Origin of the sequence: Pseudonocardia sp. ICBG1034, assembly GCF_020131375.1 — a bacterium.
Taxonomy (GTDB): Bacteria; Actinomycetota; Actinomycetes; order Mycobacteriales; family Pseudonocardiaceae; genus Pseudonocardia; species Pseudonocardia alni.
The window spans coordinates 447609-468588 of record NZ_JAHLEK010000023.1 but is presented as its reverse complement, the minus strand read 5'-3'; the positions used below and the strand labels follow the sequence as shown (position 1 = coordinate 468588).

General features: G+C 74.0%; 23 protein-coding genes and 1 tRNA gene. 11 read left to right on the top strand and 13 right to left on the bottom strand.

Features of this window, described 5'->3' with window-relative positions; translation table 11 throughout:
- Position 1: 1 nt before the first annotated feature.
- The gene (locus KPF22_RS26510) at positions 2-352 is read right to left on the bottom strand and encodes a GNAT family N-acetyltransferase (RefSeq protein WP_208826501.1); all 351 of its coding nucleotides are present in this window, start codon (positions 350-352) and stop codon (positions 2-4) included.
- Between the two features lie 348 nt (positions 353-700).
- On the opposite strand from KPF22_RS26510, the gene KPF22_RS26505 reads away from it, so the two are divergent.
- Positions 701-1075: a hypothetical protein gene (locus KPF22_RS26505; RefSeq protein ID WP_208826503.1), complete on the top strand. Its 375-nt coding sequence runs from the start codon at positions 701-703 to the stop codon at positions 1073-1075.
- 190 nt (positions 1076-1265) lie between these two features.
- Here KPF22_RS26505 and KPF22_RS33360 read toward each other — a convergent pair whose 3' ends face one another.
- Positions 1266-2114, bottom strand: a complete 849-nt coding sequence (locus KPF22_RS33360) for a LuxR C-terminal-related transcriptional regulator (RefSeq protein WP_208826505.1) — start codon at positions 2112-2114, stop codon at positions 1266-1268.
- 324 nt (positions 2115-2438) lie between these two features.
- Between KPF22_RS33360 and KPF22_RS26495 the strand changes: the two genes are divergently transcribed.
- From KPF22_RS26495 to KPF22_RS26480, 4 genes are all read left to right on the top strand, one after another.
- Entirely contained in the window at positions 2439-3788 is a 1350-nt protein-coding gene (locus tag KPF22_RS26495; protein ID WP_208826507.1) for an MFS transporter, read from the top strand.
- 32 nt (positions 3789-3820) lie between these two features.
- Positions 3821-5515 carry an AMP-binding protein gene (locus KPF22_RS26490; protein ID WP_208826509.1) on the top strand — a complete coding sequence of 565 codons (1695 nt, stop codon included), beginning with the start codon at positions 3821-3823 and terminating at the stop codon, positions 5513-5515.
- 153 nt (positions 5516-5668) lie between these two features.
- The gene (locus KPF22_RS26485; RefSeq protein ID WP_224403599.1) at positions 5669-5824 is read left to right on the top strand and encodes a hypothetical protein; all 156 of its coding nucleotides are present in this window, start codon (positions 5669-5671) and stop codon (positions 5822-5824) included.
- A 46-nt stretch (positions 5825-5870) separates the two neighbouring features.
- Entirely contained in the window at positions 5871-6038 is a 168-nt protein-coding gene (locus tag KPF22_RS26480) for a hypothetical protein (protein WP_224403598.1), read from the top strand.
- 78 nt (positions 6039-6116) lie between these two features.
- Here KPF22_RS26480 and KPF22_RS26475 read toward each other — a convergent pair whose 3' ends face one another.
- The 8 genes from KPF22_RS26475 to KPF22_RS26440 all read right to left on the bottom strand — a co-directional run bounded on the left by KPF22_RS26475 (position 6117) and on the right by KPF22_RS26440 (position 13729).
- Positions 6117-6551 (bottom strand): heme-binding protein, encoded by a 435-nt coding sequence (locus tag KPF22_RS26475; RefSeq protein WP_208826513.1) that lies wholly within the window; start codon positions 6549-6551, stop codon positions 6117-6119.
- Between the two features lie 194 nt (positions 6552-6745).
- A complete protein-coding gene (locus KPF22_RS26470) occupies positions 6746-7306 on the bottom strand; it encodes a type 1 glutamine amidotransferase domain-containing protein (RefSeq protein ID WP_208826516.1) in 561 nt (186 codons plus the stop codon).
- Complete coding sequence (locus KPF22_RS26465; protein WP_224403597.1) at positions 7303-7695, bottom strand: ANTAR domain-containing protein; 393 nt, start codon at positions 7693-7695, stop codon at positions 7303-7305. Before KPF22_RS26465 ends, KPF22_RS26470 begins: the two co-directional genes overlap by 4 nt.
- Before the next feature lie 189 nt (positions 7696-7884).
- Positions 7885-8514, bottom strand: coding sequence for a response regulator transcription factor (locus tag KPF22_RS26460; protein ID WP_224403596.1), 630 nt, complete (start codon positions 8512-8514; stop codon positions 7885-7887).
- The gene (locus tag KPF22_RS26455; protein ID WP_224403595.1) at positions 8508-9656 is read right to left on the bottom strand and encodes a GAF domain-containing protein; all 1149 of its coding nucleotides are present in this window, start codon (positions 9654-9656) and stop codon (positions 8508-8510) included. The genes KPF22_RS26460 and KPF22_RS26455 overlap by 7 nt, the downstream gene beginning before the upstream one ends.
- A 4-nt stretch (positions 9657-9660) precedes the next feature.
- Positions 9661-11220 (bottom strand): class I adenylate-forming enzyme family protein, encoded by a 1560-nt coding sequence (locus KPF22_RS26450; protein ID WP_224403594.1) that lies wholly within the window; start codon positions 11218-11220, stop codon positions 9661-9663.
- Positions 11221-11414: 194 nt separating this feature from the next.
- A complete protein-coding gene (locus KPF22_RS26445) occupies positions 11415-12026 on the bottom strand; it encodes a stage II sporulation protein M (RefSeq protein ID WP_224403593.1) in 612 nt (203 codons plus the stop codon).
- Positions 12027-12166: 140 nt separating this feature from the next.
- Positions 12167-13729: an alpha/beta hydrolase gene (locus KPF22_RS26440; RefSeq protein WP_224403592.1), complete on the bottom strand. Its 1563-nt coding sequence runs from the start codon at positions 13727-13729 to the stop codon at positions 12167-12169.
- 136 nt (positions 13730-13865) lie between these two features.
- On the opposite strand from KPF22_RS26440, the gene KPF22_RS26435 reads away from it, so the two are divergent.
- From KPF22_RS26435 to KPF22_RS26420, 4 genes are all read left to right on the top strand, one after another.
- Positions 13866-14111 carry a hypothetical protein gene (locus tag KPF22_RS26435; RefSeq protein ID WP_224403591.1) on the top strand — a complete coding sequence of 82 codons (246 nt, stop codon included), beginning with the start codon at positions 13866-13868 and terminating at the stop codon, positions 14109-14111.
- 23 nt (positions 14112-14134) lie between these two features.
- On the top strand, positions 14135-15349 hold the full coding sequence (locus KPF22_RS26430) for a sensor histidine kinase (RefSeq protein WP_224403590.1): 1215 nt from the start codon (positions 14135-14137) through the stop codon (positions 15347-15349).
- The gene (locus KPF22_RS26425; RefSeq protein WP_224403589.1) at positions 15336-15953 is read left to right on the top strand and encodes a response regulator transcription factor; all 618 of its coding nucleotides are present in this window, start codon (positions 15336-15338) and stop codon (positions 15951-15953) included. The genes KPF22_RS26430 and KPF22_RS26425 overlap by 14 nt, the downstream gene beginning before the upstream one ends.
- Before the next feature lie 236 nt (positions 15954-16189).
- The gene (locus tag KPF22_RS26420) at positions 16190-16660 is read left to right on the top strand and encodes a hypothetical protein (protein ID WP_224403588.1); all 471 of its coding nucleotides are present in this window, start codon (positions 16190-16192) and stop codon (positions 16658-16660) included.
- Between the two features lie 281 nt (positions 16661-16941).
- Here the strand turns inward: KPF22_RS26420 and KPF22_RS26415 are convergent.
- Positions 16942-17014, bottom strand: a tRNA-Arg gene (locus KPF22_RS26415).
- 339 nt (positions 17015-17353) lie between these two features.
- Between KPF22_RS26415 and KPF22_RS26410 the strand changes: the two genes are divergently transcribed.
- Complete coding sequence (locus KPF22_RS26410; protein ID WP_224403587.1) at positions 17354-18682, top strand: MFS transporter; 1329 nt, start codon at positions 17354-17356, stop codon at positions 18680-18682.
- 4 nt (positions 18683-18686) lie between these two features.
- On the opposite strand, the gene KPF22_RS26405 is transcribed toward KPF22_RS26410, so the two are convergent.
- Positions 18687-19256 (bottom strand): TetR/AcrR family transcriptional regulator, encoded by a 570-nt coding sequence (locus tag KPF22_RS26405; RefSeq protein WP_224403586.1) that lies wholly within the window; start codon positions 19254-19256, stop codon positions 18687-18689.
- Between the two features lie 115 nt (positions 19257-19371).
- Here KPF22_RS26405 and KPF22_RS26400 point away from each other — a divergent pair, with 115 nt between their 5' ends.
- Positions 19372-20619 carry an MFS transporter gene (locus KPF22_RS26400; RefSeq protein ID WP_224403585.1) on the top strand — a complete coding sequence of 416 codons (1248 nt, stop codon included), beginning with the start codon at positions 19372-19374 and terminating at the stop codon, positions 20617-20619.
- Here the strand turns inward: KPF22_RS26400 and KPF22_RS26395 are convergent.
- Positions 20588-20734: a hypothetical protein gene (locus KPF22_RS26395; protein WP_157818460.1), complete on the bottom strand. Its 147-nt coding sequence runs from the start codon at positions 20732-20734 to the stop codon at positions 20588-20590. The genes KPF22_RS26400 and KPF22_RS26395 overlap by 32 nt on opposite strands.
- Positions 20735-20980 lie beyond the last annotated feature (246 nt).

Sequence of the window (20980 nt, the reverse complement as noted above, 5' to 3'; positions counted from 1 at the left end):
CTCAGACGAGGTCGCGCACGGCGGCGAACGCCGCGGGCGTCACCGGGTCCAGCACGTCGTCGACGTCGTGGTGGCGCTGTACCCACCGCGCGACGTACGGGCAGACCGGCACGATCCGCAGGCCGGCGTCGCGCGAGTCGGTGAGGGCCCGCCCGACCAGGGTCCCGGCCAGCCCGCGTCCGGCGAAGGCGTCGTCGATCTCGGTGTGGAAGAAGACCCGCTGCCCGTCGCGGTCCACGTAGGCGGTGAACCCGGCGAGCACGCCGTCCACCCGCACCTCGTAGCGGTGCGTCGTGGGCCGGTGGGTGACCTCGGGCGTCCCGGCCGCGTCGGGCGTCGCCGATCCGGACATGGCTGTGACCTCCGTGATGGGGTGGTCCGGGGGCGGGTGGCCTGCCCGGCCGCGGCCGTCGGGGGTCCCGGCGGCTCCGTCGCCACGACGCTAGGTCGGCCCGGTCGTCCCCGGATCGGTCACGCGATCGGTCGTGCGGAGCCCCGGGGCACCGGTCGGGTCGGTGATCTGCCGCGACGGCGGTCGCTCCCGGGGTCCCGCGGCCGGGTGCCGCCCGGGGGTCCCACGGCGACCGTCCGGCGGGCCCACCGGTCGCCGCGTGACCCATCCGGCGACCGATCCGGCGGTGCCCACGGCGCGGTGACACTGGGCCCGGGCGGCACCCGGCCGTCCGTCGAGGAGGACCCGATGCCCGATCGAGCCGATCCCGCCGGGATCGCCGCCGCACACCTGGACGCCTGGAACGCGCCGGAGGGGCCCGTGCGCGACGAGGCCGTCGGGGCGGTCTACACGGACGAGGTGTTCGTGGGCGAGCCCGACGCCGTCCACCGCGGGCACGAGGGGATGTCCCGGGCGATCGCGGCTCTGCACGCCCAGGCGCCGGGGGCCGTGCTCAGCCGGTCGGGTCCGATCGGCACGGCCCAGGACCTGGTCACCTACGCCTGGACCCTGGGTGTCGACGGCGGGCCCGCGGTCGCGTCCGGCCGCGACGTGCTCCTCCTGCGCGACGGGCGGGTCTCCGCCCTGTACGTGCTGCTGGACGGGGCCGGGGACCAGGGGTGAGGCGGTCGGTGACGACCTGCGTGAGATCCGTGAGGGCGTCCACCCGAACTCGTGGACCGGGGCGGGCGGCACGCCGTACCCGAAGATCACGATCGACGGCACGCCGCACGCGCTCGTCGGCACGATCACCGCGTCCCACCTGAGTCGCCGCGGCCGGCCTCGGGCGGTCGGCCCGGCCGTGCGCGGCGGGTCAGATCAGACCCGCGGCGCGGGCCGCGATGACCGCCCGCGCCCGGTTCTGGGTGTCGAGCTTGCGCATCGCGCTGTGCAGGTAGGCCTTGACCGTCCCCACGGTGATCCCGAGCTGCGCGGCGATCTCGGCGTTGGTCGCGCCCACCGCGACGTGCTGCAGCGCCTCGATCTCCCGTGGGGAGAGGGCGGGTGTCTCCCCGACCGTCCGGCCCGCGGTCGGGCGCACCCCGGCGAGGCCGGTGTGGATCCGGCGCAGCCGCTCGCGCAGCTCCGGGTCACCGGTGCTCTCGATCAGCGCAGCGAGCTCCAGCAGTGCGTCGGTCCGGCTCCCGGCATCCGCGGCGGCCGGGTACGCAACGGCCGGGGGAGCGTGCTGGTCGAGCAGGGTCGTGGCGTCCCGGGCGATGGTGGCGGCCACGATGCCGGCGTTGCGGACCGCGACGTCGCCGATCGGCCGGTGCTCGCGCATCGCCCCGTACATCACCCCGCGGACCGAGCCGCGGACGACGATCGGGTACGCCAGGATCGACGCGAGCCGCTCGTGCTCGACGACGACGTGGTCGTAGTCGTGGGTGATCCCGGGGGTCGAGGCGTAGTCGCTCACCCGGCACGGGATCCGGCGGGCCATCGCGGCACCGCCGAGTCCGCGTCCGGTCAGGACGCTGAGCAGCCGCAGCGAGTCGCCGAAGGTGCCGATCAGCTGGTTGATCGAGAGCTGCTGTTCGTCGCCCACCGTCCGGGTGGTCCCACCGAAGACGACGGGCAGGCCGGTCGTCGCGCTGAGTTCGTGCAGACGCCGGGGCATGACCCGGTCCAGGGCCCGCGCGACTGCGTCGTCGTCCTGCACGAGTTCTCCTCCCGTCCTGGCGGCGTCGTCGCCGGCTCCGGACCACCTCGTCACGTGCAACGAGTCATGCCCGGCGGGGTTGTTGTGCCAGACACGCCCCGGCGCGTCAATCGGCCCGGTCGGTTCCAGCCCTGTCATCTGCCCGGGTACCGGAGCGGGTCAGCTGTGCCTGTCGCACCGGCGACCTCACGGCGGCAGGGCACGTCGACCGGGTCGTGGGACCCGATCCGAGGATCCGAACACTGACTTCGGTTGGTAGCGGGCGGGGGACCGCTGCGGCGAGTCTCGGTGCTTCACCAGGCCGCGCTCGACGAGGAGCCACGCATGACCACCACCCCCGCACCGGTCCCCCTGAGAAGGGTGGCCGCAGCCAGCTGCGCGGGCACCACCATCGAGTTCTACGACTTCTTCATCTACGGGACGGCCGCGGCGCTGGTGTTCCCGAAGGTCTTCTTCCCGGCCCTGGGCTCCACCGCGGGCACCGTCGCCTCCTTCGCGACGTTCGCGGTGGCGTTCTTCGCCCGCCCGGTCGGCGCGATCGTGTTCGGCCACTACGGCGACCGGATCGGCCGGAAGAAGACCCTGATCTCGACGCTGCTGCTGATGGGCATCGCAACCGTCCTGATCGGACTGCTCCCGGGCGCCGAGACGATCGGCGTCGCGGCCCCGCTGATCCTGGTCTTCCTGCGGTTCTGCCAGGGCTTCGCCGTCGGCGGCGAGTGGGCGGGTGCGACCCTGCTGACCGCGGAGTACGCGCCGAAGGAGAAGCGCGGCCTGTACGGCGTGTTCCCCCAGCTCGGCCCGGCCATCGCGTTCGCGCTGTCCTCGGGCACCTTCCTGGTCACCGGGCTGGTCATGGGTGACACCGACGACGCGTTCCTGACCTACGGCTGGCGGATCCCGTTCCTGCTGTCGATCCTGCTCGTCGGCGTCGGGCTGTGGGTGCGGCTCTCCATCGAGGAGACCCCCGCGTTCGCCGAGGCCCGGCGGCGCGCGGCCGCGGAGGCGACCGCGCTCGACCGCTCGAAGCGGCTGCCGTTCCTGGAGGCCGTCCGGGCGCAGCCGCGTGAGGTCCTGCTGTCGGCCGGTGCGCTGTCGATGCTGTTCGCGTTCTTCTACATGGGCACGGCCTACCTGACCGCCTACGGAACGAACCCGCAGGGTGCGGCCCTGGACCGTCCGGTGGTGCTGGGCATCGGCATCGCCGCTGCCGTCGTGTTCGGGCTCGCGACCGTGGCCGCCGGGATGCTGTCGGACCGGTTCGGGCGTCGCGCGGTCATCCGGACGTCCTGCGTCGCCGGGATCGTCTGGGCGCTGGCGCTGTTCCCGCTGCTCGACACCGGCAGCGCCACCGCGTTCGCGATCGGCCTCTGCGGAACCTTGGTGATCTTCGCGGTCGCCTACGGCCCGGCGGGCTCCTACCTGCCCGAGCTGTTCTCGGCCCGGCACCGCTACACCGGCGCCGGGCTCGGCTACAACCTCGCCGGCGTCCTCGGCGGGGCGATCCCGCCGCTGGTCGCGCCCGGTCTGGCCGCGGTGTACGGCTCGATCGCGATCGGCGTGATGCTCTCGTTGATCGGCGTGATCTCCCTGGTCTGCGTATCGCTGCTGCACGAGACCCGCAACGTCGCGCTCGAGCACGAGCGCCCCGCGACCGCCCCGACGACGGTCTGACCCGCACCACCGACCCGGAGGTCGTCCGCCCCATGGCCAACCACGACATCTACCGCGACGCCCGTGACCGGCTCGTCGCGCTGCACGGCGAGCACGAGAAGGCCGTCGCCGACTTCACCTGGCCGCAGTTCGACGGCGCGTTCCAGTGGGCCCACGACTGGTTCGACGTGATCGCCGACGGCGAGTCGCGGACCGCGCTGCGCATCGTCGAGGAGGACGGTGCCGAGGGTGCCTGGACCTTCGACGAGCTGCGCCGCCGCTCCAACCAGGTGGCCCGCTGGCTCGCCTCGCACGGCGTCGGGCGCGGGGACAGCGTGCTGGTCATGCTCGGCAACCGCGTCGAGCTGTGGGAGTCGATGCTCGCGGTGATGAAGCTCGGCGCGGTGATCATGCCGACGACCACGGCGCTCGGCGCCGTCGACCTGCCGGACCGGCTGGAGCGCGGGGGAGCGCGGTTCGTGATCGCCGACGCGTCCTGCACGGGCAAGTTCGACGGCCTGCTCGACGGGCTCACCGCGGTCTCGGTCGGCGGGTCCGCCGAGGGCTGGCTGGACCTCGCCGACTCCCGCGACGTCGACGACGCCCCGGTCGAGCACCCGGGCACCACCGCCGACGACCGGCTCCTGCTGTACTTCACCTCCGGCACCACCAGCCGGCCGAAGCTGGTCGAGCACACCCAGGCGTCGTACCCGGTCGGGCACCTGTCCACGATGTACTGGCTGGGCATCACCCCGGGCGACGTGCACCTCAACATCAGCTCGCCGGGCTGGGCCAAGCACGCGTGGAGCTGCTTCTTCGCGCCGTGGATCGCCGGGGCGACGATCTTCCTCTACAACTACACCCGCTTCGACGCCGCGTCGCTGCTCGGCCAGATCCGGGACAAGGGCGTCACCACGTTCTGTGCTCCGCCGACGGTCTGGCGGATGCTGATCAAAGCCGACCTGTCCGGCGGACCCGGCTCGCTGCGCGAGGTCATCGCGGCGGGCGAGCCGCTCAACCCGGAGATCATCGAGCAGGTCCGGGCGCAGTGGGGCCTGACCCTGCGCGACGGGTTCGGCCAGACCGAGACGACGGCGTCGGTCGGCAACACGCCCGGCTCCGTCGTGAAGCCCGGGTCGATGGGGCGTCCGCTGCCCGGCGTCCCGGTGGTGCTGGTCGACGAGCTCACCGGCGAGGTCTCCGGGACCGAGGGCGAGATCTGCATCGACCTGTCCCGGCGGCCCACCAGCCTGATGGTCGGGTACCTGGACATGCCGGAGAAGACCGCCGACGCCATGGCGGGCGGCTTCTACCACACCGGTGACACCGCGACCCGCGACGAGGACGGCTACCTGTTCTACGTCGGCCGCACCGACGACGTGTTCAAGGCCAGCGACTACAAGATCTCGCCGTTCGAGCTGGAGAGCGTGCTCGTCGAGCACCCGGCGGTGCTGGAGGCGGCCGTGGTGCCCCAGCCCGACCCGGTCCGGCTCGCCGTGCCGAAGGCCTACGTCGCGCTCGCCCCCGGCCACGAGCCGACCCGGGAGACCGCGGCCGCGATCTTCGCCCACGCCCGGGACCACCTGGCGCCCTACCTCCGGGTGCGGCGGATCGAGTTCTTCGAGCTGCCGAAGACGATCTCGGGCAAGATCCGGCGGGTGGAGCTGCGGGCCCGCGAGCGCGACGAGGCCGGGGCGGCCGCGGGCGGGGAGTGGCGCTACGAGGACTTCCCGGAGCTGAAGGGCTGACCGCCCTCCCCGGGAACGCTCCGGGGCGGTGTCCGCCGAGCCGCCTCGGACCGGACGGTCGGCCCGTCCCGGCGGCGTGCCGGGGACGGGTCGACCGTCTCTCTCGCTGCGTGGAAGCTGCCACCGGAGCAGGTCGTCACCACAACCGCGGTGATGACCCACACCGACCCGTCCGGGATCGACTCGCACGGGATGTCGATGCCGATGTCCTACGAGGAGCTGTGGCGCTCGGAACGGCTGCGGCTCGACGCGCAGGGGGACTCGGTCATCCGGCCGCCGTCGCCGCGATGGAGCCGGCGATCGGGATGACCCGGGCGGCCAGGAAGCCCTCCTGCACACCTACCGCGGGCTCGCGGTGGCGACGATCGGCGACGCCCAGGACCGCATGGGCATGATGGACGGCGGCATCCGCGCCCTCTACGAGGGCGCCCGTGCGGTCGGCCGGGCCCGCACCGTGTGGGTCCGCAGCGGGGACAACGCGGCGATCCACCGGGCGCTGCAGTCCCTCCTCACCGCGGGCTGATCGGACCCGCCGGGCCGGGACGGACGCGCGGGCCCCGAGGAGCGCCGCCACGAGGGCTCCGGTCACCCGGGCCGGTGGTCAGGCCGGGGACGGGACGGGCCGGAACGCGGCCTCGGCGGCCTCTGCGACGACCCGGTCCTGCTCCCCGCTGCCTCCCGAGACCCCGACCGCGCCGACGACGTTCCCGTCGCTGCCGTGCAGCGGCACCCCACCGGCGAAGATCATCACTCGGCCGTGGTTGGAGCCGTTGATGCCGAAGAACTGCTCGCCGGGCTGGGAGCTCGTCGCGAGGTCGCCGGTCGGGATGTCGAAGGCCCGCGCGGTGAAGGCCTTGTTGATCGAGATGTCGATGCTGCCCATCCAGGCGTCGTCCATCCGGATGTGGGCCACCAGGTTCCCGCCCGCGTCGACCACCGCCACGTTGCTCGGAGAGCCGATCTCGTGGGCTTTCCGCTCGCCCGCGGCGATCACCCGGCGGGCGTCCTCGAGGGTCACTGTCTCGATCTGTCGCATCGTCGTGTCCTTTCGGGGCCGGCTGCCGGGTGCGGCGGTCCGGCCGGTCTGCTCGGGCAGCCGGTTCGGGAGGGGGTGCGGACGGTCTCGGTCCGGCCGTCCCCGCGGGCGGTGGAGATGGCGGAGGGCATCGGGTGGCGGTTCCTCCCGCAGACGGGTCCGTGTGCTGTCCGCCCCCGTGCTCGCTGCGTCCGTCAGGCCCGGGCGGGCACGGCGGCGAAGCGGGTGACGATCGCGGCGCAGAAGGCGGGGAGGTCGAACGGGGACCGGCTGGTGATGAACTGGCCGTCGACGCAGACCTCCTCGTCGACGACCTCGGCGCCTGCGTTGCGCAGGTCGGTGCGGATGCTCGCCCACGACGTGAGCCGGCGCCCCCGGACCACGTCGGCCTCGACGAGGGTCCACGGGCCGTGGCACACCGCCGCGACCGGTCTGCCGGTGGCCACGAAGGTCCGTACGAACTCCACCGCGACCGGATGGGTGCGCAGCTGGTCGGGGTTCACCGTTCCCCCGGGCAGCAGCAGGGCGTCGTAGTCGTCGACCGAGGCCTCGGCGACGTCCCGGTCGACGGTGACGGTGCCCGCGGGGTCCTTGTCCCACTCCCGGGTCCACAGCGATCCGGTGTGGACGGACAGCACCTCGACCCGGGCCCCGGCGCCGTAGAGCGCCCCCCGGGGGAGGTCGAGCTCGACGCGTTCCACGCCGTCGGCGGCCAGGATCGCGACCGTCCGGCCGCGCAGGCTCCCGGCCGTCATCGGTCGGCCCCGTCCCGGACGGGCCGGCCGGCGCCGGGGTGCCCGGGCCGATCGAGCAGGTCCTGGACGACCTCGGTGACGACGCGGCAGTGCTGCGGGAGTTCCGGTCTGCGCTCGCGGACCCGGGTGACCAGGGTGAGGGCGAGGTCGGCGAGCTTGGTGTTGGTGTGCTGGGAGATGCGGGTCAGCAGGGCGAACGCCTCGTCGGCCTCGATGCCGTAGTGGGCGACCAGGACGCCCTCGGCCTGCCCGATCGCGTCCCGGGAGTGGAGGGCTCGGGCGAGGTTGTCCACCCGCCGCTGGAGCACGGTGGTCGGGTTCTGGTCGGGTCCGGTGGCCGTGCGGGGCCGTTCCCGTCCCGGGTTGTCGGTGGCGAGCTGTGGCGGCATCAGGGGTGTGCTCCCCTTCCGGTGGCTGCGGTGGGCTGGTGCGCCGGGCCCGGCGGGTCCCCGTGGCGCGGTCACGACGCTAGAGAGCCCCGGAGCACCGCGATCGGGCCCGGCATGCCCAGCGACACCGTCGAGGTCCGGCCCGGCGGGCCGTGGCCGCCCCGGTCGGAGCAGGCCGGCACGCGGCGGTCAGAGCAGGCCGTGTGTCCGTGCCCGGGAGATCACCTGGGCCCGGTTGCGGGCCTCGAGCTTGCGCATGACGGTGGCCAGGTACGCCTTGACCGTGTTCGGGGACAGGTGGAGCTGCTCGCCGATCTCGGTGTTGGTGAGCCCCGTGGCGACGAGCCGGATGACGTCGTACTCGCGGGCGGAGACCACCCCGCCACCACGGGGCGGCTGCCGGTGGTCGGCGCGGTCCGGGGGCCGGTACCGGCCGGTGCGGGCGACGTCGCGGACGGCGACCGCGAGGGTGTCCGCCGACGCGTCCTTGACGACCATCCCCGCTGCCCCCGCCGCGAACGAGGGGCCGACGCCCGCGTGCTCGGGGAACGCGGTGAAGAGCAGGATCCGGGTGCCGGGTGATGCGGAGCGGATCTGCGCCGCGACGTCGGGGGCTGGCCGGTCGGGCAGCCGGACGTCGAGCACGACGACGTGCGGACGGAGCCGGGCGGCCTCGGCGACGGCCTGTCCGCCGGTGGTCGCGACGCCGACGACGCGGATGTCGTGGTGGCTCGCCAGCTGGGCGGCGACGCCGTCGCGCACCACGGGGTGGTCGTCGACGACCAGGACGTGCACGGTGCCGCCCGGTCCCGTCAGCACGGCAGCTCGATGCGCCATGTGGTCCCCCCGTCCGGGTCCCCGTCGACGGTGAGCCGGCCGCCGACCCGGGCGACGGCCTCGGCGGTGGTGCTCAGGCCGATCCCGTGCGGGCGGCCGGGGGTGATGCCGACGCCGTCGTCGGTGACGGCGACGGTGAGGCGCTCGGGGGTGCGGCGGCGGCCGACGGAGACGACGACGCCGTGCGCGCCGGCGTGCTTCTCGACGTTGTGCAGGGCCTCGCGTACGGCGGTGACGGCGATGTCGCGCCGGGTGGGCGCGAGGGTGAGGTCGTCGTCGAGCATGACGAGCTCGGCGGGGGTGCCGGTGCGCTCGGTGAACGCGGTGCAGTCGGCGCGCAGCGCGACGGCGAGCTCCAGCGCGGCGGGGGAGGCGCGCAGGGTGCGCATCGAGTCCCGCAGCGCGGTCGACGCCTCCGCGGCCTGCGACCGGAGCTGGTCGAGGCGGGCACGCAGGACGGGGTCGGCGCCGGCGGACTCGGCGAGCCCGGCCATGCCCGAGCCGATGGAGAACAGCAGGGCCCCGACGCTGTCGTGCAGCTCGGCGGCCAGGCGGGAGCGCTCGGCGTGGACGGCGGCGTCGCGCGCGGCGCGGGCCCGGTCGGCGACCTCGACGGCCCGGGCGACCTCGTCGGCGACGGTGGTGGCGTGCCCGACGGCGACCGAGCCGAACGCGCCGTCGGTGCGCACCCCGACGCCGAGCACACCGAGGGTACGGCCGTCGGCCACGACGGGGACGGCGAGCAGGCGGCGGATGCCCTCGTCGGCGATGTGGGTGTCGAAGGTGTGGGTGATGCGGGCGGCGGTGAAGTAGTCGTCGACCCACTCCGCGCGGGCGAGGTCGAAGACCTTGCCGGTCAGGCCGTGCCCGGGCGGGATGTGCAGGGCGTGGAGGGTGGTGGTGCGGTCCCCGTGCAGGTGGCGCAGAACGGCGCCGCCGTCGGGGGCGTCGGGGTCGAGCTCGGCGATCCACGCGACGTCGCCCAGCGTGCGCGTGACGACGTCGACGCAGGCGCGCCAGGCCCGGTCGCGGTCGGCGAACGCGGCCAGGCCCGCGTGCTCGCGCACCAGGCCGCGCAGCGTCGCGGCCCGGTCGTCCCGCGGGACCGGCGCCGGTTCGTCCACCGGGTCAGTCAACCGTCCGGCCGTCGACGCTGTCGACCTCCACGGTCTCGATCAGCTTCCGGCGCATGATCTTCCCGGTGGAGGTGGCCGGCAGCGCGTCGACGAACCGCACGAGACGGGGGACCTTGTAGGCGGCCAGGTGTTCGCGGGCGTGGGCGATCAGCTCGGCGCCGGTGGTGGTGTCCCCGTCGGCCCGCACGACGTAGGCGCAGGCCAGCTCGCCCTTCACCGGATCGGGCACCGGGCCCGCGGCGACCATGGCGACGCCCGGGTGACCGGCCAGGACGCGTTCGATCTCGGCGGGGTAGACGTTGTACCCGGCCGTGATGATCATGTCCTTGCGGCGGTCGACGACGAACACGTAGCCGTCCTCGTCGATGGTGGCGATGTCGCCGGTGTGCAGCCAGCCGTCGGGTTCGAGCACTTCGGCGGTGGCTTCGGGCCGCCCGTGGTAGCCGAGCATGACGACCGGGCCGCGGATCATCAGCTCGCCCGGCTCCCCGGTCGCGGCGTCGCGGGCGGTGTCGTCGAGGTCGGCGATGCGCACCTGCACACCGGGCAGCGAGACCCCGATCGACCCGGGCCGCGGCGGGGCGTGCAACGGGTGGGTGGTGCCCAGTCCGGAGATCTCGGTCATCCCCCACAGCTCCAGCAGCGGCGCCCCCGAGCGCTGCTCCCACCGCTGCACCGTCGACACCGGGATCGTCTGCCCGCCGACGGTGCACCGGGTCAGCGAGGACAGATCGGCGGCGGCGAGGTCCGGGTGGGCGAGCAGCATCGCGTACATCGCCGGGACGCCCTCGAACAGCGTGGCCCGGTGCTCGGCGATCAGCCGCAGGGTCTGTGCCGGGTCGAACCGTGGCATCAGCACGACCGTGCCGCCGGCCAGGAACGTCCCGTTGATCACCACGTTGCCGTAGACGTGTGGCGCGGGCAGCGCCGTGACCACGACGTCGTCGGCGCTGCGCCCGTGCATGGTCGCGGTGGCCGCGCAGTTCCACAGCACCGCGCGATGGCTCTGCACCGCGCCCTTCGGGTGCCCGGTGGTGCCCGAGGTGTAGCCGATCGTGCACGGCGCGGTGGGGTCCGGGTCGGGCAGCGCGGGCACCGGGCCGGTCGCCTCCGACAGCTCCGCGAACGGCACCACCCCGTCCGCCGGGGCCGCCGCGGGGGGCCCGAACGCGATCACGCTGCGCAGCTCGGGCAGGTCGGCGACCAGCTCGGCGACCCGGCCCGCCTGCTCGGCGGTGGTGAACACCGCGGCCGCGCCGCAGTCGCGGAGGACGAACGCCAGCTCGTCCACGGTCAGCATCACGTTCACCGGGTTCACGACGGCGCCCGCCTTCAGGGCGCCGTGGTAGGCCACGACCCACTCCCAGCTGTTCGGTGCGTAGATCGACACCGGCCTGCCGGGGCGCACGCCACGCTCGGCGAGCCCGGCCGCGACCCGGTCGCTGAGCCCGTCGAGCTCGGCGAAGCTCAGGACGCGGCCGGGAGTCACCAGGGCGGTCCTGTCACCGAACCGGCGGGCGAGTCCGGGCAGGATCTGCCCCGGCCCGTTCACGACCGCCCCTCGTGCGGCCGGGCCCGGTGACCGGGCCACAGCCCGCCGCTCTCCGCGTTCATCGGCACTTCCTCGTATCGGACGGGTCTCGTCGACGACAGTCAAGGCGAGCGGCCGGGACCTGCACTACACCCGAACGGACATGGTGGCGGGACCGGCCGCCGCGGATGCCGCCGACCTCGTCGACCTCGAGTTCAGCCGGCCAGCAGCCGGGGGAGCAGGTACACGACCGAGAACGCCTCGTAGTAGGCGCCGACCACGAGGACCACGACCGTCGGCACCGCCAGTCGTGCGAGGCGCCGCAGGCCGACGACGTACGCGCCACCGCGCGTCGTGGCTCCGAGGTAGGACGGGCGGACCCATCCGCGACCGAGCTGGTAGACCCCGAACATGACCACGGCGTAGCCGGTGAGCTCGATCAGCAGGGTCAGGGCGTGCGGGACGAGCACGGTCGCGGTCGTCGGATCGGTCGGCGCGATCGAGACGCCGACGTTGAACATGTACAGCGTGATGACGGGGACACCCAGGAAAGGCACGACGAGCGAGGGCACCACGATGCCGCCGACGGCGGCCACGAACAGGTTGATCAGAAGGATCGTGGTCCCGAAGAGCCAGGGATTCGTGATCATCGTGCGGACGAGGTCGTCGGACACGCCGCCCGCGACCAGGGTGGGCAGCTCGAGGTCGGGGAACAGGACACCGACCCCCATGCCGACCAGGAGCGCGCCGAAGATCAGCGCGACGAGCAGCGTCAGCCCACGTGGGTCCGAGCGCAGGATGTCGGTCGTCCGGCGGAGCGCGGTCATGGTGTCCCTCCCGAGAGGTCGGTGGGACGGCTGTCGGCACGGCGGGTGACCGGCGGCGGGCACCCGCCGCACGGCGCTGCCCCGGTCCACCGGGAGCACGGCGCCGCCGATCGTGCGGGAGGCCGGGCCCGTGAGACCGGTCAGCTGTCGCACCGCGCGCCCGGCGGCGGCGTCACGAGGTCGACGAGGTAGTCGGTCACGGCACGGTCGACGCAGGCGTTGCCGCCGTAGAGGGCGATGCCGTGCCGGGCCGCCTCGACGGTCAGCAGGCTGCCGCCCAGAGCTCGGGCGAGGTGGACACCGCCCTGGTAGGGGGTTCCCGGGTCGTCGGTCAGCGAGAGGGTCAGGGTGGGTGGCAGCCCGGCCGTGTCGGTGCTCCAGGGGAGGGTCCGGCTGGGGGGCTCGGGCCACGCCTCGCACTCGTAGTGGGTCGGTCCGCCGGGGCGGCCGGGGTCGAGGAACGGGGCGGCTCGCCGGGCCCGGTCACGCAGCTCGGCCTGCTCGGCGGGGGTGCGGCGGGGGTTGTCCATGCAGCGGGTGGCGAGGTTGGCGTCGAGGTGGGTGGAGCCGCCGTAGTGGCCGTCGGGGCCGCGTCCGAGGGCCGCGTCGCGCAGGGCGAGCAGCGTGTCGCCGCGTCCTGCGGCCAGGTCACGGAGGCCCTGGAGGAGCTGGGGGCGCTGGGCGGGGGAGAACAGCGAGCTGTAGACGGCCGGGACCATGTCGGCGTAGGTGAGTGTGCGGCCGTCGGTGGTGGGGGCGGGGTGGTCGAGCAGGGGGCGGGTGAGGTTCTGGAAGACCTCGGTCGCGCGGGCCGGGTCGGTGCCCAGCGGGCAGTCCGGCTCGGTGGCGCAGGTGGCGGCGAGGTCGTCGAAGGCCTTCTGCCAGGCCTCGAACTGGGACAGCCGGAGCTGTGCCTCGGAGATGTCGGGGTCGACGGCGCCGTCGACGACCATGGCGCGCAGGTTCTGCGGGAACGTCTGGGCGTACATCGCGCCGAGCTCGCTGCCGTAGCTGTAGCCGAGGTAGGTGAGCTTCTCCTCGCCCAGGGCTGCGCGCACGACGTCCATGTCCTGCACGACGTTGTCGCTCCCGACGCTGGTCAGGGCCTCGACTCCGCCGGTGGCGTCGGTGCAGCGGCGGGCGATGTCGCGGGCCCGGTCGGCGTCGGCGACGTCGAACAGGTAGGTCGAGGGCAGTGCGTTGCGGTCGGTCTCGGCGTCGGTGAAGCAGTCCACCCGCGGTGTCGACGCGCCGACCCCACGCGGGTCGAACCCGATGACGTCGAAGCGTTCCCCGACCGGGACGTTGTCCCAGACCGGGCCCAGCGAGGCCACCAGGCTCGCTCCGGACCCGCCGGGACCACCCGGGTTGACCAGCAGCGAACCGATCTTCTCGCCGCGTGCCTCCGCCCGGAGCAGGGCGACCTGTCCCCGGGGGCCGTCGGGGTCGGCGTAGTCCAGCGGGACCTGGACGCGTGCGCAGTCGAAGCGGTCGTTCGCGTAGAGGGTCCGGTCGGCCGCCGAGGTGGCGAACCCGTCGCAGGGCTGCCAGGTGATCTGCTGGTCGTGGAAGGCGGCGAGCTGTGGTGGCGGTGTGATCGCGGCCGCGGCGGCTGCTCCGGGTGGGGCGGGGGCGCCGCAGGCGGCGACGGCGGTCAGCGACACCACCCCCACGGCGAGCCGGAGCAGGTGTGAGCGGAACATGTCGTCTCCTCGGGTCGATCGGGTCGTGTCCCATCGCACCCGCGCACGCACCGGTGGCACAGTGGCGTGAGGTCACCGCGGCACATGACGTGGTGTCACTACCGTCGCCGAGGAACGTGCCGGACCGTGGACGACCATGAAGCTGCTGGACCTGGTCCTCACCGCCGTCACCGTCCTCTCCGTGACCGTGGTCATCGCCTACGTCGGACTCGCCCACGACACCGGGCTGTTCACCGTGCTGCCCGAGCCGGTCACCGCGTTCTTCCTGCGCAACGGCTCCCTGCAGTGGGTGGCGCTCGCCGTGCTCGTCGTGGGGCTGATCGGCAAGACTCTGGTCGGGCGCATGCTGAAGCAGCGCCGCCCGCAGCCGACGCGGTCGTGACCGACCGCCCCACCGGGAGTTCCATGGCCGACACCGATGCCGCCGACACCGATGCCGCGGACACCGGCGCGGCTACGGGGACCGCGGCCGCCCGGGCGCGCCGGGCCGCGATGCTCACCGCCCTCGCCGCCATCGCCCCGCTGTGCGTGGTCGGTGTCGTGCTCACGGCGCACAGCTGGTGGGAGGGCGCCATCGTCGCGGTGGGTCTGGTCCTGGCCCTCGGGGTGCTGCGGCAGTGGAGCCTGGACGGCTACTCGCGCGGCGCCGTGTTCACCCTGGCCTTCACCGGGGTGAACTGGCTCGTCGCGGCCCTGAGCGCCGCGAGCCCGATCACCTTCGTGCCCTTCGCACTCATCGGGTCGCTGCTGGTGTCCGCCCGCCCGCGCCACCGGCGGGCGTGGGTCGGTGCGCTCGCCGTGGTCGTCGCGGCCTCCGGTGCCGCGGCGCTCCTGCCCCGGCCGCCCACCGTGACCCTCGCCGGCCAGTACGTGCTCCTGCCCCTGCTCGGCACCGTGTTCGTCGCCGGCGTCATCGTCGTCTCCGAGTACGCGTGGGTCGTCGTGCGTCGTCTGGAACGCGCCCGCGAGGCCGAGCGGGAGCTGGCGGTCGCGCACGAGCGGATGCGTTTCGCGGGCGACCTGCACGACATCCACGGGCACTCGCTGCACGTCATCAAGCTCAAGGCCGCCTACGCCCAGAGCCTCGTCCGCGGCGGCGGCGAGGACGCCACCGCGACGGCCGTCGCCGAGCTCGGTGAGATCCGGGGACTCGTCGACGACGCCCTCGCCCGGACCCGCGAGCTCGCCCACGCGCGCCACCAGCTCAACCTGACCGCCGAGCTGGAGAACACCCGTCGGCTGGGCGAGGCCGCCGGGATCACGGTCGAGGTCCAGCACGACCCCGGCGCCGCCCCCGCCCACCCGCTGCTCGCCCAGGTGCTGCGCGAGGCCACGACCAACCTGCTCCGCCACGCCCGCCCGAGCACCGTGCGCATCACCACGTCGGCGTCCCGGGTCGAGATCACCAACGACGGGGTCGCCCCCGCCGCGGATGCCGGGCCGGAGCTGCGCGGCCTCGCCCGCCTGCGGGACCGCCTGGCCGCGGCCGGCGGCGACCTGGACGTGACCACCACCCCGACGACGTTCACCGTCGCGGCCCGGCTCGCGAGCCCCGGGGCGGGCACGCGTGGTGACGGCGCGGCCCGACCCACGGGAGGCGAGGGCCATGACCGGCGCTGAGCCCGTCCGCATCGTCCTGGCCGACGACGAGAAGCTGCTGCGCACCGCGATGGCGGCGCTGCTGCCCCAGGACGGGACGATCATCGTCGTCGCCCAGGCCGAGGACGGCGACGGGGCCGTGCGGGAGACCCTCGAGCACCGTCCCGACGTGCTCGTCGTCGACCTGGAGATGCCCGGGGCCAACGGCCTCGACGCCGTCGCCCGGATCCGGGAACACCACCCCGGGCAGGCGGTGCTCATGCTCACCCGCCACGCCCGCCCGGGGGTCCTGCGCCGGGCGCTCAAGCTCGGGGTGCAGGGGTTCATGAGCAAGGGCGCCGACCCGGAGGACATCGTCGCGGTCGTCCACGAGCTGCGGGCCGGGCGTCGGTGGATCGCCCACGAGGTCCTCGAGGCATCCGTGATCGACGACTGCCCGCTCACCGACCGCGAGATCGACGCCCTCGCCGAGACCCGCGAGGGCTACTCCGTGGCACACATCGCCCGCCGGCTGCACCTCGCCCACGGGACCGTCCGCAACTACCTGTCCAGCGCGATGCAGAAGACCGGCACCGCCACCCGCCACGACGCCGCGCGCCACGCGCACGAACGCGGCTGGCTCTGACACCGGCCGGACGCCGGACCGTGGCCCCCGCACCGACGTCGGCCCGTCCCCGGGTCGTGTGCTCGACTCCACCGTCCATCCCGATGCCTACTGCCTCGAGTCCTGCTTCTCCGTCGCGCACCGCTGACGATCGTCGAACGCCGCGGCGGCTTCGATGAACAGCGCCGACCACCGTCGATGACGTGGCGGAGTACGGCAGGACGGTTCCTGGCCGCTGGAACCGGGAAGACCCCCGCATGTCCGAGAGCTACCGACAGGACCGCCGCGACGACGACCGACCGGCCCCGGAGCACCGCCGACCGGACGGTGTGTCGGACGAGGCGGTGGCCACGGTGGGCAAGTTGGCCGAGGCCGTCGAGACGATCGAACGGGCCCGCGGGCACCTCTACGCCTTCCACCAGATGACCGGGTACGCCGACGAGATGCTCGACGAGGTCGTCGGCGGCCTGCGGGGGATGGGGCGCGACGATCTGGCGGACCGGATCACCACCGAGCTGATCGGGCTCAACGTCGTCGCGGGGCGGTGGAGCTTCCAGGTCGTGGAGGAGTACGACGACGGCTACTACCGCACCACGCTGGAGCTGGACCGCGCGGTACGCGACGAGTTGGTCGGTGGGCGGCGGCATCTGATGGAGGCTGAGATGAAGGAGCAGCGCCGCACGCGCGGGCGCCCGGGCCACGCCGCGCGACCGCACGAGAGGGACTGACCTCCTCGGTCACGCGGAGCAGAGGTCGTGGCCGGTGCCCGCCACTGCGTGCGGGTGTCCCCGGCGATCGACCATGCCGGTCCGACCCCGAGGGACCGGCCGCCGGTGTCGCCGGCCCCGGGCGGCAGGCAGGTGACGCAGTCGTACCCGTGCTCGCCGTGAACGGTGCCCTCGGCGAACTCGTGCGGGAACTCCGAGCGCGGCCCGGCCGCAGCGGGTTTCGTTCCACGGTGCGAAGTCGTTTGCGATCGTGACCAGCGTTTCCGCTGTTCACGGTGTAGTGCCCCCGGCAGGATTCGAACCTGCGGCACCCGCTTTAGGAGAGCGGTGCTCTATCCCCTGAGCTACGAGGGCCTGAGGGAAGCCTACCCGGACGCCTCCCCGCCGGACCGCCGGTGCCGCCCGCCGCGCCGCGGAGCGGCGGATCCGTCGTCAGCGCGGAATCCGGGAATCGTCGTCGTGACGTCGCCCACTACGACACCGGAGGGCTTCTGCGAGTTCACGGCGACAGCGACCTCCTCGCAGCCGGAACGGTGCCACGAGCCGCGTTGACCTGCGGATTCGTGGACCGGGGGCGATGTCGCCGCCACCTCGCAGTGCACGCCTGGAGGCTGCTGCTCCCCGCTGGCAACTGATCCGTTGGGGCGATCGGGAAATCGTTCTACGGTCCCCGCAGTCGACGGGGGAGGGCCAGTGCGATCGTTGTTCCGGAACACGCGGTTCCGCCGGCTGTTCACGGCCCAGGTCGTCGCTCTGGTCGGGACCGGTCTCACGACGGTCGCGCTCGGGCTGCTCGCCTACGACCTGGCCGGCGAGCGGGCCGCGCTCGTCCTCGGCTCGGCGCTGACGATCAAGATGGTGGCCTATGTCGTCGTCGGTCCGGTCGTCGGCGCGGTCGCCGACCGGGTCCCGCGACGCATGCTGATGGTCGGTGCGGACGTCGTCCGCGCGGCGGTCGTGCTCGTCTTGCCCTGGGTGACCGGGATCTGGCAGGTGTTCATCCTGGTCGCGGTGCTCCAGGTCGCCTCGGCGACGTTCACCCCCGTGTTCCAGTCGGTCATCCCCGACGTCGTCCCCGACGAGCGGGACTACGCCGGGGCGCTGTCGGCCTCGCAGCTCGCGAGCAGCGCGGAGACGGTGCTGAGCCCGCTGCTGGCCGCGGCGGCCGTCGCGGTGATGAGCTACTCGACGCTGTTCGTCGGCACCTGTGCCGGGTTCGTGTTCTCCGCGGTCCTCGTGGCGTCGACGGCCGTCCCGCCGGTCGCGGGCCGCGCCCAGGGCGGCTTCGCGACCCGGCTGCTGCTCGGGGTCCGGCTGTTCCGGGCGGTCCCGCAGCTGCGGGGGCTCCTGGCGCTGAACGTCGTCGTCGCCGCGGTGGGGGTGGTGTCGCTGGTGACGACGGTGAACGTCGTCCGCGACCTGCTCGGCGGCACCGAGGCCGATGTCGGGCTGCTGCTCGCGGTGTCCGGTGCGGGCACGGCCGCGGCGGCGCTGGCCTCCCCGTGGGTCGCCCGGCGGCTCCCGGTCCGGACGGTGATGCTGGCCGGTGCGGCGGTCTCCTGCCTGGCGGCCGGCGCGACCCTGCTGCTGGCGGCCGCACCGTCGTGGACGACCGCGGCGTTCGCGTGGGCGCTGGTCGGCTTCGGCCCGGGGTGGATCATGGTCAACACCGGTCGCCTGCTGCGCACCTCGGCCGGGCCCGGCCAGCGGCCCGCCCTGTTCAGCGCGCAGTTCTCGCTCTCACACGCCTGCTGGCTGCTCACCTACCCGCTCACCGGCTGGCTGGCGGTCTCGGCCGGCTGGACGGTCACCTGGTCGGTCCTCGCCGCGCTCGCCGTCGTCGCGCTCGGGGTGGCGGTCACGGTCTGGCCGACGGCCGGCGCCGACCTCGTGCGGCACCGCCACGACCACGACGCCGACCACGCCCACGTCGTCACCGCCAGCCCCTCGGTGCACGGCTGGACCCACGCGCACCGGCTCGTCGTCGACGACCTGCACCCGCACGGACCCGTCCCGGTGTGACCGTTCAGGCCGCCGGGAGCAGCCCGTCGGCGACCTCCCGGGCCGCGCGGATCGGCCCCGCCCCGTGCTCGACCACCGCCATCGCGGCCGCCCCCTCCAGGAGGATCATCAGGGTCCCGGCGAGCGCCGCGGCCGGCTCGGCCGTCCCCAGCCGCTCGACCTGGGTCTGCAGGTAGCTGCGCAGCGCGGTCTTGTGGTGCCGGACGACCTCGCGGGCCGGGTGGTCGAGGCGCGGCAGCTCGGAGGCCGCGTTGAGGAACGCGCAGCCGCGGAAGCCCTCCCGGGACTGCCAGCTCTCGTAGGCGTCGAAGACGGCGAGGATCCGGTCCCGCGGCGACGCGTGGTCGGCGGTGATCCGGTCGACGTCGTCCTGCCACCGGCGGTCGCGGTCCCGCAGGTAGGCGACGACGAGCCGGTCCTTCGAGCCGAAGTTCGTGTACAGCGCCGTCTTGGTGACGCCCGCCTCGGCGGCGACGGTGTCCACCCCGACCGCGTTGATGCCGTCCCGGTAGAAGAGCCGGGACGCGGCGTCGAGCACCTTCGCCCCGGCGTCGCCGCGCCGTGTGCGTGCCATGCGTCCTCCTGGAATGAACCGAACGGTCTGTTCTTAAAGGCGACTCTAGCAGCAGAGACGATGCTGTCCGTGGGCACGAGTTGCAAATAAACAGACAGGTCTGTTCACTATCGGCATGACGGCGACCTGCGAACGGCCCGGACCTGCACCCGCCACCGACCGGCCCTGGTGGACCACCGCGCTGCTCGGCGCGGGGGTGATCGCGCTCTGCTACGGCGTCGCCCGCTACGCCTACGGACTGTTCGTGCCTCGCTTCACCGAGACGTTCGGCCTGACCCCGGCCGCGGTCGGCGTGCTCGGCGGGCTCTCCACGGCCGGCTACGTCCTCGGGCTGCTCGCCGCTCCGGCGCTGTCGGCGCGGTCGGCGCGCGGTGCCACGATCGCGGCCGCCGTCTCCGCGACGGTGGGGCTGCTGCTCATGGCCCTCGCACCGGGAGTGGTGGTGTTCGGTGTCGCGATCGTGGTGGCGGGGGCCGGCGCCGGCATCGCGACACCCGGGGTGGCGCAGCTCGTCGTCGAGACGGTCGGTGCCCTCGCGCGCACCCGGGCACAGGCCTGGGCGAACACCGGCACCGGGGCGGGGCTCGCGCTGACCGCGTTCACGCCGCTGCTGCCGGGGGACTGGCGGGCCGTCTGGCTCGGGTTCGGCCTGGTCGCGGTCGTCGTCACCGCTGCCGCCGCGTGGTTGCTGCCGCGAGGGGTCCCCGAGGCGGCGCCCACGCAGCGCGGGCGCGGCCGGGTGCTGCCGCTGCTGGCCGTCGCCGGGCTGCTGGGTCTGGTCAGCGCGCCGTACTGGACCTTCTCGACCGCGCGGCTCGACGAGCTCGGCGCCGGGCCGGTCGTCGGCACCGTCGCCTGGTGTGCGATCGGTGTGGTCGGGATGCTCGGCGGCGCGGTGGGACGGGCGGCGCAGCGGTACGGGCTGCGGACGGTCGGGCTCGTCGTCTGGACCCTGTTCTCGGCCGGGATCGCCCTGCTCGCCCTGCCGGAGCCGGGCCCGACCGGCGCGGTCGTCTCGGCGGGCCTGTTCGGCGCCGGCTACATCGGACTGACCGGGCTGTGCATCCTGTGGGCCGCACACATCCTCCCGGGCGCTCCCGCGCGCGCGGTGACGTGGGCGTGCCTCGCCCTGGGCGTCGGTCAGACGGTGGGCGCACCGCTGGCCGGGGGGCTGGCCGGCCGGATCGGGACGGCGGGGACGTTCGCCGTCGCCGCCGCGCTGGGGTTGCTGGCCTGGGCTCAGCTGCACCCGCGGCTGGCACCGCCGGACGCGGACCGGGCCCGAACGACGGCGTCCCCCGGCGCGGACGCGCCGCGCCGGGGGACGGGGGTCAGCGACGGGCCGGGGCGCGGCCGTGCGTGACGGCGCTCCAGGTGTCGATGCCCACCCAGATCGCGCGGAGCACGTTCCCGGTGCGCCGGCCGGCGTCCCGCAGGGTCTCGGACCAGGACGGCATCGGGGTCTCGTGGGTGGTCATCGGCTACCTCCTCGTAGTGGTCGACTCGGAAGCTGCTCTGTCCGACTCGCACCAGGAGAGTAGCTCCTGAGACACCGTTGCCTCAACGGTGACCATCGTGTGTCACGCCTCATCCGCTCGGAGCAGCACCGGTGACGGGGCGCAGCAGCCGGGCGCATGCGCGTGACCAGCGCGGGCCACTCCCGTGACGCGGCTCGTTCGCCGCGTCACCGGTGTGGTGCTTTCATGAACATTGCCCGCTTTTCG